The sequence below is a fragment of the Hydrosulfovibrio ferrireducens genome (assembly GCF_046883345.1).
GTDB lineage: Bacteria > Desulfobacterota > Desulfobulbia > Desulfobulbales > Desulfurivibrionaceae > Thiovibrio > Thiovibrio ferrireducens.
Window position 1 is genome coordinate 84,758 of sequence record NZ_JALKCW010000018.1, and the last position, 17,416, is coordinate 102,173.

13 protein-coding genes and 1 tRNA gene are annotated in these 17,416 nt (G+C 56.6%); 5 read left to right on the forward strand and 9 right to left on the reverse strand.

The window, feature by feature from the left end; all coding sequences use genetic code 11:
• Window positions 1-183: 183 nt before the first annotated feature.
• Both MWR57_RS08910 and MWR57_RS08915 read right to left on the reverse strand, forming a co-directional pair.
• Complete coding sequence (locus MWR57_RS08910; protein ID WP_423124461.1) at window positions 184-2,340, reverse strand: MtrB/PioB family outer membrane beta-barrel protein; 2,157 nt, start codon at window positions 2,338-2,340, stop codon at window positions 184-186.
• Between the two features lie 13 nt (window positions 2,341-2,353).
• Entirely contained in the window at window positions 2,354-3,289 is a 936-nt protein-coding gene (locus MWR57_RS08915; RefSeq protein WP_423124462.1) for a DmsE family decaheme c-type cytochrome, read from the reverse strand.
• Between the two features lie 456 nt (window positions 3,290-3,745).
• Between MWR57_RS08915 and MWR57_RS08920 the strand changes: the two genes are divergently transcribed.
• The 3 genes from MWR57_RS08920 to MWR57_RS08930 all read left to right on the forward strand — a co-directional run bounded on the left by MWR57_RS08920 (window position 3,746) and on the right by MWR57_RS08930 (window position 7,985).
• Window positions 3,746-4,687 carry a phosphate/phosphite/phosphonate ABC transporter substrate-binding protein gene (locus tag MWR57_RS08920; RefSeq protein ID WP_423124463.1) on the forward strand — a complete coding sequence of 314 codons (942 nt, stop codon included), beginning with the start codon at window positions 3,746-3,748 and terminating at the stop codon, window positions 4,685-4,687.
• A gap of 65 nt (window positions 4,688-4,752) precedes the next feature.
• Window positions 4,753-6,600, forward strand: a complete 1,848-nt coding sequence (locus MWR57_RS08925; protein ID WP_423124464.1) for an ATP-binding protein — start codon at window positions 4,753-4,755, stop codon at window positions 6,598-6,600.
• On the forward strand, window positions 6,597-7,985 hold the full coding sequence (locus MWR57_RS08930) for a sigma-54-dependent transcriptional regulator (RefSeq protein ID WP_423124465.1): 1,389 nt from the start codon (window positions 6,597-6,599) through the stop codon (window positions 7,983-7,985). The genes MWR57_RS08925 and MWR57_RS08930 overlap by 4 nt, the downstream gene beginning before the upstream one ends.
• Window positions 7,986-8,002: 17 nt before the next feature.
• Here MWR57_RS08930 and MWR57_RS08935 read toward each other — a convergent pair whose 3' ends face one another.
• The 4 genes from MWR57_RS08935 to MWR57_RS08950 form a co-directional block, all read right to left on the reverse strand.
• Window positions 8,003-9,244, reverse strand: a complete 1,242-nt coding sequence (locus MWR57_RS08935; RefSeq protein ID WP_423124466.1) for an MFS transporter — start codon at window positions 9,242-9,244, stop codon at window positions 8,003-8,005.
• 208 nt (window positions 9,245-9,452) lie between these two features.
• Window positions 9,453-9,528: transfer RNA gene (locus tag MWR57_RS08940), tRNA-Phe, on the reverse strand.
• Between the two features lie 62 nt (window positions 9,529-9,590).
• Entirely contained in the window at window positions 9,591-10,073 is a 483-nt protein-coding gene (locus MWR57_RS08945; RefSeq protein ID WP_423124467.1) for an RDD family protein, read from the reverse strand.
• Entirely contained in the window at window positions 10,063-10,863 is an 801-nt protein-coding gene (locus MWR57_RS08950) for a hypothetical protein (RefSeq protein WP_423124468.1), read from the reverse strand. The genes MWR57_RS08945 and MWR57_RS08950 overlap by 11 nt, the downstream gene beginning before the upstream one ends.
• 258 nt (window positions 10,864-11,121) lie before the next feature.
• On the opposite strand from MWR57_RS08950, the gene MWR57_RS08955 reads away from it, so the two are divergent.
• Both MWR57_RS08955 and MWR57_RS08960 read left to right on the forward strand, forming a co-directional pair.
• The gene (locus MWR57_RS08955; RefSeq protein ID WP_423124469.1) at window positions 11,122-11,514 is read left to right on the forward strand and encodes a hypothetical protein; all 393 of its coding nucleotides are present in this window, start codon (window positions 11,122-11,124) and stop codon (window positions 11,512-11,514) included.
• A 25-nt stretch (window positions 11,515-11,539) separates the two neighbouring features.
• Complete coding sequence (locus MWR57_RS08960; RefSeq protein ID WP_479723963.1) at window positions 11,540-12,157, forward strand: protein-L-isoaspartate(D-aspartate) O-methyltransferase; 618 nt, start codon at window positions 11,540-11,542, stop codon at window positions 12,155-12,157.
• A 184-nt stretch (window positions 12,158-12,341) separates the two neighbouring features.
• Here MWR57_RS08960 and MWR57_RS08965 read toward each other — a convergent pair whose 3' ends face one another.
• From MWR57_RS08965 to MWR57_RS08975, 3 genes are all read right to left on the reverse strand, one after another.
• Window positions 12,342-13,676 carry an amidohydrolase gene (locus tag MWR57_RS08965; protein WP_423124470.1) on the reverse strand — a complete coding sequence of 445 codons (1,335 nt, stop codon included), beginning with the start codon at window positions 13,674-13,676 and terminating at the stop codon, window positions 12,342-12,344.
• A gap of 103 nt (window positions 13,677-13,779) precedes the next feature.
• Window positions 13,780-14,283 carry a hypothetical protein gene (locus MWR57_RS08970; protein ID WP_423124471.1) on the reverse strand — a complete coding sequence of 168 codons (504 nt, stop codon included), beginning with the start codon at window positions 14,281-14,283 and terminating at the stop codon, window positions 13,780-13,782.
• 132 nt (window positions 14,284-14,415) lie between these two features.
• Window positions 14,416-16,956, reverse strand: coding sequence for a PAS domain-containing protein (locus MWR57_RS08975; RefSeq protein WP_423124472.1), 2,541 nt, complete (start codon window positions 16,954-16,956; stop codon window positions 14,416-14,418).
• Window positions 16,957-17,416 lie beyond the last annotated feature (460 nt).

Genomic DNA, 17,416 nt, shown 5'->3' on the forward strand with positions numbered 1-17,416 from the left:
TTGTGGCGAGGCGTTAACGGGCCCTTCAGATTGGTCAGTAATTATGGCGGCTTGCGTGTTATGTTTCTCACCGTTATATGACAACTATTTGAAATGATGTGAAAATAGTAGAGCAAGAAAAAATGGGGATGCCCACTCGGGCATCCCCATTTTTTTGCGACCAATAGTTTTGGTTGGTTTGGGTTAGAATCCGTACTTGATTGTTAAGTAACCAACATTTGCCTCATAGCTGGCATCCGCGTACGCACCGGAAAGGAAGGTGTTCGGCGGGCTTGCCACTGTATAGGTGTAGCCATTGTACTGGGCATCGCTGTACTCGTATTTTTCATAGACATAGCCAAGGGTTATGTCCATATTTTTGGCATACTTGTAAATGGCCTTTGCCTGAACAAGCTTCCGGGTGTAATCGTCTGATTCGTCGACATCACTGAGTGCCGGAGTAATCTGTCGGGTAAAGGTTGCTTGTCCATCGGAATCTTGATATTCGAATGAGGCGACGAAATCCACCGTATCGGGGATGACAGGCACCAGAGCGCTTAGGCCATATACCCAATAATCGCCACTTAGCGTTTCTGCCCAGTTATAGTTCAAGGCGGATGCTGCCGTGGCGGGATCAGCGTTGGTGGTGAAATTCCGGTGGCTGGAATCGTTATCGGTTTTTTCATAGCCGACAAAGCCATTCAGGCTGATTTTGCCGGGAACCGTCCAGGCTGTATCAAAATAGAGGGAATGGGCTTTATCCTCGGTGCGTCCCAGGATGGTTTCGTCGTACTCCGTGCGTTTATACGCATATTCAACGCCAAAATCCAAGTGCTCCATTGGATAAAACTCAAGACCCAGCTTGAAGGTGTCACGGCTGCTGTCCGTCGCGTCAAAGCGCCGAAGAAAACGCAACACATATTCTGGGTCGGCGACCCCAGTGCCGGCTGCGCCTTCGCCAAAATCTGAGCTCCGTTCCAATCGTTCGTAACGGATTTTGGCACTGATATTGTCCAAGGTGCTGTTTTTAAGCTGCACATAGAACTTATTGTCGCTGGTACTCTCTGCGTCATCGCGTTTGCGATCAATATTGAGATACTCATACCCCAAGCTGGCCATGTTCTTCATGGGCAGCTTGTAGTCGATGTCCAGGCCAAAGTTGTTCTTGTCGTAATCGAAGATATGGTTGGAAACGCTGTCGGTTCCATTGGTGAAGGTTACCTGGGTCGAGTCATTCTGCTTTTCCAAGTAGTTGTAGTATATCTTGCCGAATAGATCCCGGATTGGACTGCCGCTTAAGTCAATCCCGAGTTTCGTATAAGTCACATCGCCGTCAAAGTTGGTCTGATTCACGCCCAATACAGTATTGGTGTAGGTCGGTGAAACACCGGCAGCGCCGCTGGTTGCCGAGGCAATGGTGTTCGGGATGGCGAAATCACTTTGCAGTGTGGCGTGGCTCGCCCTGACGGCCAAGAGTGAGTTCATCGGTAAGTTCATGGACCCGTCAAAAGCCAGTTTCCAATAATCATTATCCGGGGCCAGGCTGCTTACTTCGGTGAAATTTTCCGTGGAGACATAAGGGTTACGCCAGGTTAAATAATGGTTTTCGTTTTCAAAGCTGCTCAGCGAGCCATTGAGGGAGGCCTTTATATCTTTGGACTTGTAACCCAGCGTTGCAAAGGCGTCGTTGGTCTTGTAGTCCACCGGCGCGGGCATCTCAATGACGTTGCCGAAAGCCGAGAACTGGCTACCAGTTTTATCAACATAAACGCCGCTGGGCTGTCCCAAGGGTTGTATTCCTTTGGTTTCCAGCTGATTCACCCCGAAGTTGAGATAATAGGGCGTCCCCATGTTGATGCCGAGTTCGGCGCCGTAATCCTTGCGGTTTACCGTGTAATCAAAGGTTGACCAAGTGTTGGGATCGGTACTGATCGCCGGGGTATAAGCGGCATCGGTATTTTTGGCCCGGTCGGTGGCGCTGTATGTCAGATTGTTGCTGCCGGGCTGGCTGTAAATACTCTTGGCCCCAAAGGAAAGATTATGGGGCGTTTCGTTATAGTGCAGGCGGTATTTGAAATTTTTCCGATCCCCACCTTTGATGTTATAGGACTGGTCATCAAGCCCGAGATTTTGCCCCTCCAGGTCGAGATAATAATTTTTGTTGTCGGTGTTGAGGTAGAAACTGGCATCGAGGCCGTCATCGCGGTCCCGGTATTCCTGGTACTTGGCGCTGTTGTTTTGATTATCCACCGCCCGCATTTCAACCTCAACTGCGCCGGTGGCTTGAACATCATCTGCCGCCTTGGCATTGAGAGGCAGCATAAGCACGGCTACCGCAAAAACTGGATATATTTTTCGCATGGCTTTCCCCTCCTTAGCGGACAAATTTTTGGCCGGAATTATAACCTGAACTCGGATTGGCGGGTGCTGTACTGCCGTGGATCTGGTTATGGCAGTTCAAGCAAGACCGTGCGAACATCCGGCTGCTGGGAGAAGTTCCTGCAATACCATTGGTGTTATCATACGGTGTGCCGGGGTGGCGCGACCAGTCGTGACAATCCTGACAGAGGTTGGGGATCTTTTCGGTCAATAATTTCCCATGGCGACTGCCGTGTGGGTCATGACAGGTAGCGCAATTTTCCTCAACCGGCGGATGCTCCCACATGAAGGGGCCGCGTTTGTCAGCATGGCATTTGTAGCAAAGCTGATTGACGTTGTCTTCCTTGATCATGCCATGGCTCTGGGTGCCATGGGTGTTATGGCAATCGGAACACTTTATTTTTCCTTCGTTAATAGGATGGTGCGATTGCTTGCCCGCCGCCATTTTGACATCTTTGTGGCAGGTATAGCAGATATTTGGTTGGGCGACCGCCGCTTTGCCAGTGTGGATATCGTGGCAAGAGACGCAGGTCACATCATTGCGTTTGTGTGCTCCCATCTCCCATAAGGCCAGATGTGGGGAGGACGAAGCGTGGCAGTTCAAACACTGCTTGGAGAGGTCTGCTGCTGTGCGACCGCCGCTTTTGTCGAAGGAAAGTATGGTTTCTTTGGATGGATCATTCACATGTTTGTCCGTTGCTCCATGGCAGGATTGGCAATCATTTTTTCCCTGCCAGATCCTGGCATGATATGATGCCTTGAAGCTTGCCACCGGTTTTTCATGGCAGTCGACACAAGCGGCCCCAAGCTCTGCGGCCTGGGCTGCATTTGGTGCGAGAAAGTGGCCGATAAGGCCTCCTCCCATTGTTATCAAGGCCAATGACCAGGCCGAGACAACGACTTTTGGCAAAAGTCTGTTCCGTTTCCGCATATCCTTCCTCCTCTCCTTAATTAATTTTTTCTTGGCTCGAAAAAGGCCGTATAACAGGCACCTTCTCTGGAGTTTGTTCCAGTTTATGCGAAGAGTGTGCCATGGGTGCAAATAAAATTGCATGTGCGAAAAAACAAAGAGATAGGGGGCAAGTGTCCGGCGGAGGCGTTGTGGCTGCGCGGGGTGTTTTGGTGATATGACCAGGAAGGTTTGGTCATATCACCAAATTGGTTTTTCAGGAGCGAAAGCGGACTGCGGTAATGCAGGAGTGAGCCCTCGCTGGCAGTGCGAATTGTGTCTTGCAGAGATGCGGGGCGACTGGTAGTCTTTTTAGCTATAGGGTTCTTCTTCCGATGTCTGGTGCGAATTATCCTGTGCGGTGCAAGAGAAAGCCATTTCGATGCTTGAAATGAACTGCGTGTGCTTTGCCTGCAAAGGCAGCGGCAGGAGGCTATTATGCGGTTGTTTTTTGCCCGAGACGCAATCCGGATTCTGTTGCCTTGCTTTTTCCTGCTCTTGCTCGCGGGATGCAGTGATGAGCCGCGCGAAGCCCCTGCCCCCAAACCATCCCCCCATCCCGTGGCCACAAAGATAGTCATCGGCCTCATTCCCGAGATGGACATCTTTGTCCAGAAAAAACGTTATGAGCCCATTGCCCGCTATCTCTCCCAAAAAACCGGCGCCGTTGTTGAGCTCAAAATCCTTTCCCGCTACGGCAATATCCTGGATAATTTCCAGAGCGAGGGGTTGGACGGCGCTTTTTTCGGCAGCTTTACCGGGGCGTTGGCCATCAAGAAGTTGGGGGTGGAACCCCTGGCCCGGCCTGAATACGAAGGCGGGGTATCCACCTATTACGGCATGGTATTTGCCAGAAAAGACCGCAGGATAAAAACGGCACGGGACATGAAGGGCAAGGTTTTCGTTTTTGTGGATAGAGCAACCACGGCCGGCTGGCTTCTGCCGCTGTATTTTTTCCGAACGCACGGTATTTCGGATTACCGGTCTTGGTTCAAGGAGAGCTATTTTAGCGGCACCCATGAGGATGCCATCCAAGATGTTCTGGACGGCAAGGCGGATCTCGGAGCGGCCAAGGATCTCGTTTTTTACCGGCTGGCCAAGGAAAATCCCAGAATCACGGCCGAGCTGGAGATTCTCGCCATCTCCCCGAAGGTTCCGGCAAATACCCTGGCGGTGCGGCACGATCTAGACTCCGCCCTGAAAACCATCATTACGAACAGCCTGCTTTCCATGGACCAAAACGAGGAGGGCCGCCGGGCCCTGGCCCAATTCGGCGCCCGCCGCTTTATTGCAACCGTGGTGCAGGATTACGGACCTGTTATTGAGTATGCCGGGCACATTGGCCTGGACCTGGCAACCTATGATTATGTCAATGATTGACCCCAGCCGCCCTGTGTCTTTGCTGTCCCTGCAGCGCCAACCTCCGGTGTCGCGGCCTTGACCCTATGCGCATAAAAGCGATCCTCGGCTTCATACTGCTTGTTTTTTTCTTTGGCGTTGGCGGGGTATACATTGCCGTGACCAATGCCCGGGTCATCGACAATCTTGAGAAGATCCTCGCCCTCCATCAAATGGAATTTCTCCGCGACAACCTGTTCAACAAGGTCAAGATCATTCAGTCAGACCTGTATCTCACCACCACCCAGCACCGCACCAACATCGGCGATTTTGTCGAGCATGGCGAGGCGTTGCATCTTGCCGGAGAAAGTTGCTCCGAGTGTCACCATGCCGAACCGACGATGCACCGGTTGACCCATTTGCGGCAAGGCATTGGTGTGTATCTGAAAAAAGCGAGCCGGATGTATACGTTCAGCGCAAACCATGCCCGGCGGAACAGGGAAGAAGAGAACGCCTCTGCATCGGGGGCTCGGCTTCTTGAGGAAATTGACCGGCTGGTGCTCATTTCCGCCGACAAAATTTCCCCGAAGATTGCCAACGCCCGGCAGGAAGTTGCCAGAATGAAAAATATCCTGCTGGGGTTGGTGACTGTCGCGCCTTTGATTTTTCTTGTTTTCACCTTCCTTTTTGTCAAACGCTTTTCCACGTCCTTATCCGTGCTCATCGGGGCAACGGAGAAAATCAAGGCCGGGGAATTGACCCACACCATCGATGCGCAGCTTCCCGATGAATTCAACACGCTGGCCACCGCCTTCAATGAGATGGCTGTTTCGTTGAAAAAGCAGTGCGAGGCGGTCATTGCCGAACAGAACCGCTACAGGATTCTCTTTGAGTCGGCGGATGACGCCATCTTCATCTTGGAGGGAGAGGGAGAGGCGGCAGGGAGAATCATCGCGGCCAATCAATCCGCGGCAACCATGCACGGCTACACGGTTGACGAGCTTTGCGCCCTGTCCATGCAGGATATCGACACGCTTGCGAGCGCGGCGCAAGCTCCGGCGCGGATTCGAGACATCTTGGCGGGCGGGCGGCTAGAGGGTTTGGTGGAGCACCGAAAGAAGGACGGCACGGTTTTTCCGGTGGAGGTCCGGGCCGGGCTGCTGGAAATCGAAGGGCGCAAATATATCTTGGCCTTTGACCGGGATGTGACCGCACGGAACCAGACCGAGGCGGCGTTGCAGCGCTCGCGGCAACTGGCCATGGTCGGCCAGATGGCGGCCGGCCTGGCCCATGAGATCAAAAATCCCCTGGCCGGGATCAAGGTCTCCATGGAAGTTTTGCTGGACGAGCTACCGCTTTCCCCGGAAGACAAGGCGATTTTTACCCGGACTATCGGCGAGGTGCAGAGAATCGAATCCTTGCTGAAAAATCTCCTCAACTACGCCAGGGCGCCCAGGCCGGTTTTTTCCCGGATCGACCTTAACCAGCAGCTTGAAAACGCCTTGCGGAATACGGCTCTGCTGCTCAACTCCCCGGAATATGCGGCGACCAGCCGCAAGGGGTTGCAATTGGCCCGCAACCTTGACCCGGGTCTGCCCATGATCCTCGCGGACCCCGGCCAGATGCAGCAGGTGATTCTGAATTTACTGCTCAATGCCATGGAGGCGACCCCCGCGGGGGGCACCATCACCGTGAGCACCAAACCGGGTCGGGGCGGGACCGTGGAGGTGGTGATCGGCGATACGGGAAAGGGCATGAGTGAAGAGGCATGCGGCAAGGTCTTTCAGCCGTTTTACACCACCAAGCCCAAGGGGAGCGGGCTGGGGTTGGCGATAACCCGGCGGCTTGTGGAGCAACACCACGGCGAGATTGAAATTGTCAGCGTTGTGGGCCAGGGGACGACCGTTACCATCACCCTGCCGGTAGAACAAACAATCGAGGATGAAAGTCCATGAAAATCAGGGGAAGAATTTTTGCCGTGGACGATGACGAACTCATCGTCAGCATGCTTGCCAGGGCCTTGAAAAGCGAGGGCTATGAGGTGCATTTTCAAACCACCCCGCAGGATGTTGTCGCCAATATCCTTGCCTGGCAGCCGGACATCGTTTTTCTCGATGTCGATCTGGCCGAGGAAATAAACGGCTTCGACATCCTTGCCGCGCTGAAAAAGGAAGAGGTTGGCGCCGAGGTGGTCATGCTGACCGCCGATGATTCGGCGGAATCAGCCATCCGGGCCATGAAGCTCGGGGCGGTTGAATATTTCACCAAGCCGTTCAATCTCGACGAGATAAAAATCATCACCGGCAACATCATCGAAAATATCCGGCGCAAAGCGGAAATCGACTATCACCGGGAAAGAATTTGTCCCTATTTTGAACACGGCTTGGTCGGAGAATCTCCTCAGATGAAGGAGATTCTCAAGACGGCGGAGAAATTGGTTCAGGCCAGGGCGGAGACCATCCTCGTCACCGGGGAGTCCGGCAGCGGCAAGGAGGTTTTGGCCCGCTATCTCCATTGCCGGCGGCAGAAGGCCGAAGGCAATGGCCAGGGTCCGTTTTTTGCCGTCAACTGCACGGCCCTGCCGGAAAACCTTATTGAAAGCGAATTGTTCGGCCATGCAAAAGGCGCTTTCACCGACGCCCGCACCGAAAAGAAGGGGATCTTCGAACTGGCGGCGGACGGCACCCTGCTGCTGGATGAAATCGGGGATATGCGTCTCGATCTCCAGGCAAAACTCTTGCGGGTTATGGAAGAAAGAACGGTGCGGCGGTTGGGGGGCAGTGTGGATCTGCCCGTGCAGGCCACGGTGATCGTGACCACCAATAAGGACCTCAAGGCTGCGGCGGAACAAGGGGGCTTCCGCAAGGATCTGTTTTTCCGGCTGAGCGCCTTTGCCATGGAGCTGCCGCCCCTGCGGGAACGGGGTGAGGACATCCTGTTGCTTGCCCGCCATTTTCTCCGCTATTTTGCCAACAAATATCTCAAGAAGGGCATCAAGGAATTTTCCGGCGACGCGGAAAAGGCCCTGCTGGCCTATGGCTGGCCCGGAAATGTGCGGGAGTTGCGCAACATTATCGAGCGTTGCGTGGTGCTCGAGGAGATGGAAACCATCACCCGGGAGCAACTTCTCCCCAAGCTGGGGGGATGGGCGGACAGCGGGCCGTCCGGTTCCGCGCGGATCATCCTGCCGGAAGAGGGGCTTTCCCTGGGGGAGCTGGAAAAGGATCTTATCCGGCAGGCCTTGGAACGGACCAATGCCAACCAGACCAAGGCCGCCAAGCTGTTGGACATTTCCTACGACACCCTGCGGTATCAGATGAAAAAATTTGGGCTGGGTTGAGCGCTTGCCGCCTCCGGCTAGAGAAACTCCTCGAAATAGTCCAGATCCTTGTGGAAGGTCTCTTCCAGTCCGGCCAGGGCCAGGAAGGCTGCCACCAGGCATGCTGCGCCGACCAGCAAGGCGCTGGACTCCAGGCTGAGGTAGCTGCGGCCCAACTGAAACAGCATGGTGATGGGCACCACCATGCCGCGGACGAAGTTGGGCACCGTGGTGGCCACCGTGGCCCGCAGGTTGGTGCCGAACTGTTCCGCCGCCACAGTGACGAAAATCGCCCAGTAGCCGCCGGCAAAGCCAAGCAGGGTGCAGACCCCGTAGAAGAAGGCGGGGCTTTGGCCGGTCTGCAGGAAATACAGACCGATTCCCGCCACGGTCATGAGCATGAAGAAGGTGATGGCCTTTTTCCTGCTTTGCAGAAGCTGGCTCAAAAAGCCGCTGGAGAAATCGCCGAAGATCAAGCCCAGGTAACAAAACATTACCGCATTCCCGGCCGAAACCACCCCGGTGATACTGAGAGAGAGGGCAAATTCCGGGGAAAAGGTGATCAGCACCCCGACCACGAACCAGATGGGAATGCCGATCATAATCGAATTGAGGTAGCGGCGAAAGCGTTGCCAATCGGTGAACAGGGCCAGGAAATTCCCCCGGCTCATTCCAACCTTTCCCCCCATGGCCCGGAACATGCCCGACTCGGCCACCCTGATTCGGGTGATGAGCAGCAACAGACCAAGGATGCCGCCGATGACAAAGGCGGTGCGCCAGTCAAAGGTGGAGGCCACCAGATTGGCGAGAATGGCCCCGGAGACGCCCACCGAGGCGACCAGCATGGTGCCGTATCCCCGGATGCTTTTGTGCAGGATCTCGGAGACCAGGGTGATGCCCGCGCCCAGTTCCCCGGCCAGGCCGATGCCGGCAATGAACCTCAGCGCGGCGTAGGCCGGCAGCGAGGTGGCGAACCCGTTGGCCAGGTTGGCAAGCGAATAGATACAGATCGAGGCGAACATGATCGTGAGCCTTCCCTTGCGATCCCCGAGAATACCCCAGAGAATCCCGCCCGCCAGCATCCCGGCCATCTGCATGTTCAAAAGAAAGACGCCGTTGTCGATCAGCGCTTGGCCGGAAAACCCCAGAGCCTTGAGACTCGGCACCCTGACGATGCTGAAGAGCACCAGGTCGTAGATATCGACGAAATAGCCCAGGGCGGCGACAATGACCGGCAGGCTGAAGATTTGGGAAAGGGTGGTTGTGTGCTGTGGCTTCATAGGAGATGGTCCGCCTGTACGTTATGCGCAGGCAGCATACCCGCCGCACCCCTCCCGCGCTAGAGAAAAAACTTCCACTGCCTTGCGCACCGCGCCGCTATCAAAGGTGCGGGAGTATTGTTTGCCGAAAAGCAACGATTGCTCTCCCACGGACGGTCCGCAAAGAAAAAGGCCTGCAAGGAAAAATCCTTGCAGGCCTTTGATTTGCTGGTGCCGGGACCAGGATTCGAACCAGGGACACTCGGATTTTCAGTCCGATGCTCTACCGACTGAGCTATCCCGGCAAAAAAGTAGCTATCATATATTGAAATCTGTCCTGCTTGTCAACCTAATTTCACGGGCAGGCTTATTTCATAACCACCCGGGTGGCGGCCAGATGGTCGTGCCAGGCGCATTTTTCCTGGTCGACAAGGCTCCAGAAAAGCCCGAGCCCACAGGGAAGGATCGAGAGGCAAAAGCCGATAAAGCGGAGAAAGGCCAGGCCCGGAGTCACCTCTCCGCCGTCGTCCCGCACCACCCGGAGGCCCAAAAACATCTTGCCCAGGGTCTGCCCCTGCCAACCATGGAGCGCCAAAAAATATACCGCCACGAACAGGGGAAAAGAAAGGAGGAACAGGAGCAGGCACATGAGGAGGGAGGGAATCAGGGCCAGCCAGTGAGGGGAATGCGCCCACAGGGCCGCAACCACCGCGCACAGGCAACAGAAATAGAGAAGGTGGATCAGGAGGATATCGATGCCCATGGCCATGCCGCGGGCCAGGAATCCTGCGTATTGTGGCGTGGGGGCGGGTTCGCCCGGTGTGGGCGTCTCGTTTGCCTTATTGATCATCGTTTTCCAGGGTCAGGCCAAGATCCGGGATGTCGGCCAGCGTGCTTGCCGTTTTTTTGGGCGCCTCGGCCGGAGCCGGTGGATGCTCGCCATCGTCCAGGCTTAAATGCAGCTCTTCAGGCGCATCGCCAAAGGAAAGATCCAGAACATCGCGGTCTTCCTTGGCCGCAGCCTGGTTCGCCGGCGTTTCCTCAAAACCCATCAGGGAGGAGAGGTCGATAATCTCCTCGTCTTCCGTGGCGGACGAGGGCTCTGCTTCGTTGCCGCGATCGCTGGGGAGGTTTTCGTGTTCGCCAACCCCGAAAAGGTCTTCGGGCTCAAGGCTGGGAAGATCCATCCCCATGAGGGAATCCTCTGCCTCTTGGGCCAGGCTTGCTTCCGTGTGGTCGTCTTCAAGGGAGAGCACCGGTTCTTCTTCCTCTTCCCGGGGCGGCACAAGGTCTGAAACATCGATATCTTCGAGACCGAGGGATGGCAGGGGCTGGTCTTGCAGGTCGTCCTCGTCCAGGGGGGCTCCTGCGAAATCGAGCTCTTCTTCGTCCGCGACCGGAGCTTCCGCCTCCAGCTCGTCCAAGGCAAGAGTTTCTTCTTCCTCATCCTCGTGGAGAGCGGAGCTTTGCTCATTGTAGACGGGTGTTTGCTGCCCCAGGACCGCGCCAAGAAAAAACGGGGCCGCAGCCTTGCCCGCCGTGCCTTGGAGCTGTTCCGCCACGGCGGTTAAGTCATTGCTGCACTTGCCGCAGGATCTTTGCCGGTCAAACGAGATATAGCCGCATTTCGGGCAACGCATGGTGGATCTCCCTTCTTACAGTGGGGCCGGCGTTTAAACTGCTGGCCCGTCAAGAAAAAAAGTATGGATAACGCTACAACTTTATTATATATCTTCACGGATGGTCAAGACATTCTCCCGTATCCGTTGCAAAAAAGCAATTGCAGTGTGGCCAGCCGGGTAAAACCCGGCGGACGGTTTCTTGCAAAATAGAGCCAAGCGCGCTACTTTTTTCCCGCCCGTGCGTTTGCGCCAACCCTTTTCTCGGAGGAGAGAAAAATGAGATATGGTTTCCCCGTGCGTTTTGTCGTGTGCCTCTGTCTGCTGGGGTTTCTCGGTTCAGGCTGTTTTTACCGGGAGCCAGTGCGCCATCTTTCATCGGATATCTGCCTGATTACGCCCAACCTGACCCAGAAGGAGGTGCTTGCCACCCTTGGCGCCCCCGATTACAAACAGAAAGGAGAGCAAGGCGAGGTCTGGGTCTACCGCGAGGTGAAGCAAAGCCTTCTGAGAAAAACTCCTTACATCGGGGCCAAGCTCGGTTCGGAAAATTATGATGTGGTGACCATAACCTTTGCCGGGGACACGGTTTCCACCTGCCTCTATCGCGCCTACAACGAAGAGGAGCTCAAGGAAAGCGGCATTGACGTTAGTGGACCGCGTGCGGAGTAACAAGTACGAAAAATTCCGGACCCGCATGGTCGAGGAGCAATTGCTCCCCAGGGGCATCGATGATCCGGCGGTGCTCCATGCCATGGAGGTGGTTCCCCGCCATCTTTTTGTCTCCGATGCCCTGCATGCCCAAGCCTATGGGGATTTTCCCCTGCCCATCGGCCATGGGCAGACCATTTCCCAGCCCTACGTGGTGGCCCTCATGACCCAGTTGCTCCAGCTCACCGGGCAGGAGAAGGTGCTTGAGATCGGCACCGGCTGCGGCTATCAGTCCGCCATTCTCGCCGCGCTCTGCGAGCGGGTGTATACGGTCGAACGGATCAAGCCCCTGCTGGCCCGCGCCCGGCGCACCTTCGACCGGCTCCAGCTCTACAACATCATGAGCAAGATCGCGGACGGCACCGAAGGCTGGCCGGAAAATGCCCCCTTTGCGGCGATCATCGTCACCGCTGCCGGGCCGCTGATTCCGCAGCCGCTGGTGGATCAGTTGGCCGACCCTGGGGTCATGGTTTTGCCGGTGGGCGATCTGGAGGGGCAAACCCTCATGGTCGTCAGAAAAGAAGGGGGCGTGGTGACAACCACCGAGGTGGAAAGCGTTCGCTTTGTCAAGCTGGTCGGCACCTACGGCTGGAAGGCGGCCTGAACCCGTAATCGGTCACAGGGCACCGCATCTGCTTTGTCATCGGCCTGTTCGTGTGCAATAGCACACTTCTCAGGCCTCTTTGTCGGACACTTCTGCCGACAATTGACACGCGCATCTGCGGCACCCTGTGACCGATTACTCTGGTTCAAGCTCCGAGTCTGTTCCTGATTTTGCTTCACGCCGCTCACCCTTTCACTCCCCTGCTCTTCACCCGTCTGGCCAACCGCCGGACCTCGCCCAGAGCCTCTTCCAGATCAAAGGAAAGAAGCCGTCTCTCCTCCATGATCACCCTGCCGTCAATGATTACGGTGGAGACATCGCTGCCCCTTCCGGCATAAACCAGGGTTGCCGAGTTATGAAAGGGGGTGAGGCGGGGCTGGTTGTGGTCGATGATGATGCAGTCCGCCCGCATCCCGATGGCCAGGCGGCCGGTCTGCCCGGCCATGCCCAGCACCCCGGCGCCCCCGCCGGTGGCCATGCCCAGCACTCCGGCGGCAGGCATCCGGGTCGGCTCAAGGGCGGCAACCTTGTGCAGCCTGGCGCAACATCCCATCTCCTGAAAAAGATCCAGATCGTTATTGCTGGCGCAGCCGTCCGTGCCCAAGCCCACCGGAACCCCGGCTTCCATCAGTTCGGCCAGGGGGGCGATGCCGGAAGCGAGCTTCATGTTGCTCTCCGGGCAGGTGACCACCTTGGCCCCTCTCTCCCGCAGCAGTTCGATGTCCTCCTTTTCCAGCCAGACAGAGTGCACGCAGATTGTCTGTTCATCCAGCAACCCGAGGGAGTGGAGCAACCCCGTCGGGGTGCGGCCGTGCTGTTTCGTGCTCTGCGCCACCTCCCCTCTGGTTTCGGCAAGATGGATGAAAAAAAGGCTGCCTGCCTCGCGGGCCAATTCCTTGGCCCGTTGCAGGGTATCCGCGCCGCAGGTGTAAGGGGAATGGCAAAACAGGGCCGGGGTGAGCAGGGAGTTTTTCCCCTGCCAGGCCGAGAGAAAATTTGCTGCCTGCGTGATGTTTTTTTTCGGGTCCGGCACGCCCGGGGCGGGAAAATCGATGATCCCCTGGGCAGCCACCGCCCGCATTCCCGCCTCGCAAAAGGCCCGCGCCGCCGCATCCTCATGGAAATAGGCGTCCGCCACCGTGGTGGTGCCACCCAGGATCATCTCGGCGGCGGCAAGCTTGCTGCACCAATAGACCATCTCCGCATCGACCAGCCGCGCCTCGCTGGGGAAGATGTGCTCCGTGAGCCAGGTCATGAGCGGCAGGTCATCCGCCAGCCCCCGGAAGAGGGTCATGGCGCCATGGCAGTGGCAGTTGATCAGCCCCGGCATGACCAGGTTGCCTGCGGCATCAATGATCCGCTCCGCCAGGGCTGGCACTGGCACGGGCAGGTCGGCCATGGCGCCGATTGCGGCAATGGCCCCGTCCCGCACGGCAAGGTAGGCCGCCTCCTGCACCCGGCCGTGGGCCGGATTCGCCAGAAGCGTGGCATTGGTTATGAGCAGGTCATGGGTCGGCACAAAGAAAAGTCCTGGCAATGGTCATGGCGATGGGGAGCAAGGGTTGAAGGCGCCGGGGACACACAAGGGAGGCCGTGCCGCGGTTTCGACCCAGGAGAGCAGGCTATGGCATCAGGTAAAAGCCCAGTTCTCTGTCGGTGCTGGCGGGTTCGTCAAAACGCAGCCCAAGGTAAGGCCCTTCGACCAGTTGCACCACGCCGGTTTTTTCTATCCAGGTTCTTTTGGGGTTATCCAAGGTAAAGCCCAGGATGAGCCGGGCCTGCGTTACGATCCTGTGCCGGCCAAGAACCGTGACTCCGGCGCCATGCATGGAGATGTTTTCAATCCGGCAGTTTATGGTTTTTTTGGCCTGGGAAAATTCGGGGATATCCCTCTCATCGAAAAGCATCTGGTAGGTTCCTTCAAGATTGGTGGCCTTGCGATAAAATTTCCGGTACTCGAACCGCACCGGAAAAACAGCGGCGCAGGCGCAGCGAATCCGAACCACGGACGTCAGGGAGGCAAGATTCTGCAGATACACCGTTTTTATCAGCCCGCATGACTCGCAGTGTATTTTCGCGCTGTTATCCTCTTTCACGAAAATCTTTTGTGCGGGTTCCTGTGTCATGTCTTTGTCCCGAGGCTGATTGTAACGGAAAATACCTTTTTCATCGGCAGGGTTGCAAGCGAGCCAGAAAAGTTTATCACGTTCTCCCGCCGGAAAGAAAGGGGAATTAACAATTTAATGCCGCCGCACGGGTTACGGATTTTTTTTCTCGTCTCGCAGGGTTTCTCGAACCGAGCGGGCCAGGTCGTCGATGGAAAAAGGCTTCTGGATAAAATGGATGCCCGGGTCCAAGACGCCGTGATGGGCGATGACGTTTGCCGTATAACCCGACATGTAGAGACAGTGCATTGCCGGGCGGAGGGCGGAGAGCCGCTGCACCAGCTCGCGGCCATTCATTTCGGGCATCACCACGTCGGTGATGAGCAGGTCTATTTCCCCGGCATATTCTGTGGCCAGCTCAAGGGCCGCCATGGGCGTGTTGGCGGCAAGCACCGTGTATCCCAGGCGTTGGAGAATCGTCGTGCCGAGATTCAGAATCGCGGCATCGTCTTCCACCACCAGCACCGTTTCCGTGCCCCCGCGGGCTTCTTCTTCCCGGCGAATCTCCGCTGAAACCATTTCGTTGGCGAAGCTGGGCAGATAGATGCGGAAGGTGGTGCCCTGGCCGGGCTCGCTGTACACATTGACAAAGCCGTTGTTCTGCCGGACGATGCCATAGACGGTGGCAAGCCCCAGACCGGTGCCCTTGCCTTGCGTCTTGGTGGTGAAAAAAGGCTCGAAGATCTGGGCCAGGGTTTCCTTGTCCATGCCGCAGCCGTTGTCGCTCACCACCAACTGGACATATTCGCCGGGAATGGTTTCCGGGTGGTCGGCGCAATAGGCGGCATTCAGGGAGATATTTTCCGTTTCGATGGTGATTTTGCCGGTGTCGGCAATGGCGTCACGGGCGTTGACCGCCAAGTTGGCCAGGATCTGATCGAGCTGGGAAGGGTCAATTTTCACGGGCCACAGGGAGTGGCCAGGCACCCAGGCAAGATCGATATCCTCGCCGATGAGCCGCTGGAGCATTTTCAGCATGCCGGCAACGGTGTCGTTCAGGTCGAGGATTTTAGGGCTCACCGCCTGCTTGCGGGCAAAGGCGAGGAGCTGACGGGTGAGATCGGCGGAACGCATGGCTGCCTTGCGGATTTCCAGAAGCCCATCATGCACGGGGCTTGCCGCCTCAATCTGGGCGAGGGCGAGATCGCTGTACCCGATTATCGTCTGCAGCATGTTGTTGAAGTCATGGGCCACCCCGCCGGCCAGTCTGCCCACCAGCTCCATCTTTTGGGATTGGAGCAGTTGGGCCTGCAGTTTATCCCTTTCCGCTTCGCTCCGTTTGCGTTCGGTGAGGTCAATATCAACGCAGTACATCTCGGCTTCACCGTGGATGTTGAGTTGCATGACATGGCTTGAGAAAACGTTGACGGGTTGCCCCCCCTTTTTTTGCAGCACCAATTCTCCGGCCGGAATCGCGATTCCTTGATTCAGCCAGGAGTTGATCGCCTCAATGACCCCGTCCCGCATCTCCGGCGGAATGATGAGCTCTTCAAGGTGCTGCCCCAGCGCTTCCTCCCGCGAAAAACCATACAGCCTCTCGCTTGCCGTGTTCCAGAAAACAACGCGGCGTTGCCGGTCATAGCCTTGCACCGCGATATTGGGAACATCCTCAAACAGGGAACGGAAGCGTTTTTCGCTTTCCTCAAGCGCCTCTTCGGCCTGCTTGCGCGCGGTGATATCGGTGTGGGTGCCGAGCATGCGCAGGGGGCGGCCGGCGGAGTCGCATTCCACCACCTTGCCGCGGGAGAGGATCCATTTCCACTCCCCCGCTTTGGTTTGTTGCCGGAACTCCACACGGTACTCCGGAGTTTTGCCCGCGATGTAATCGCGATACGCCGCGGCTACGGATTCCCGGTCAGCGGGGTGCAGCCGCTCGATCCACTTGGCGTTGGTCTCATGAAATTCATCCGGATCGTATTGGAGCATGGTGGCGTATTCCGGACTGACCGTGGCCTCGCCGGTCTGGACATTGAGGTCGTAGAGTCCCTGGTTGGCTGCCGTGAGCGCCAGGCGAAGCTGTTCTTCCCCTGCTTGCAGTCGCGTGATGAAATCCTCCCGCCGCAGCCGGTTGACCATGAGGAGTCCCAGCAAGGCCGTGGCAAGAGGATAGATTGTCAGCACCGGCAGGCTGATTTGGGCAAGCACCTGCCGGGCCGTGTTCCACGGCAGGGTGAGCATCATTGCCAGCATGTCAAGATGGACGAGGAATCCGAAGAGGTACAGTTCCTTCCAGGTAAGATCTTTCAGCGGCCGGCGGCGGTGCTGTTGCCAGACGAGGCCGATGGCGCCGGTGCTCAGGATGACCGCCACCCCTGTCCAGGCCGCGGCGCCGCCTTGGAAGAGGCGAAAGGCTGCGGTCATTGCCATGGCCATGGCGGTTGGGGCCACCCCGAAAAAGAGGCCCGAGATGCCGAGCAGCACCGAGCGGGTGTCAAAGACAATCCCGGGCACATAGCGCCAGGGGGAGAGCATGATGATAATGCCGAGGAGTCCGAGGGCTATGCCGATGGAAAGTTGCATCGGCAAACCCGGCTGTTTTAACCTGTAGCGCGTGGTGGTCACGTCATAGATAAAGGCCATGGCCAGCAGCAGGGCGGCGTTTTGGATCAGCGCCGGAAAAACTTGGTCAAGCATGCGCGGTTTTCCTCCTCGGATTTCCTGGCCAGGTGGTGTGGCGGGGCCAGGGGAAGGTTCTTGAGTAGCGCTGGATTTTCTCTCCTTTCTTATACCACATTTTGGCAAAGAACAGCGGTGGGCAAAAAAAAGGGTTTTCAGGGGAAACCCTTGTCGTGTATGGTGCGGAGGTCTTATTGTAATAATAGGATAATCTATCACTGAAATCGCAAAAAGCCCCCCCAAAGGCCCCCAAAACTATTTGCAACACAAGACAACGAGGTGTATTGAGATGGTTATAACCTGACAGTCAGCCTCTTTTATGAAGAGGTGGTCATGTCTCCCTTGGTTGGGGTAAAGATGGAGTTGCGAAGCTTCATCAACCTCAAGACAGGAGAGCATCATGACCACCAAACACAAAGTAGCACGAAGGAAGCTCAGTTTGCTAGAACTCGCTTCGGAATTAAACAACGTCAGCAAG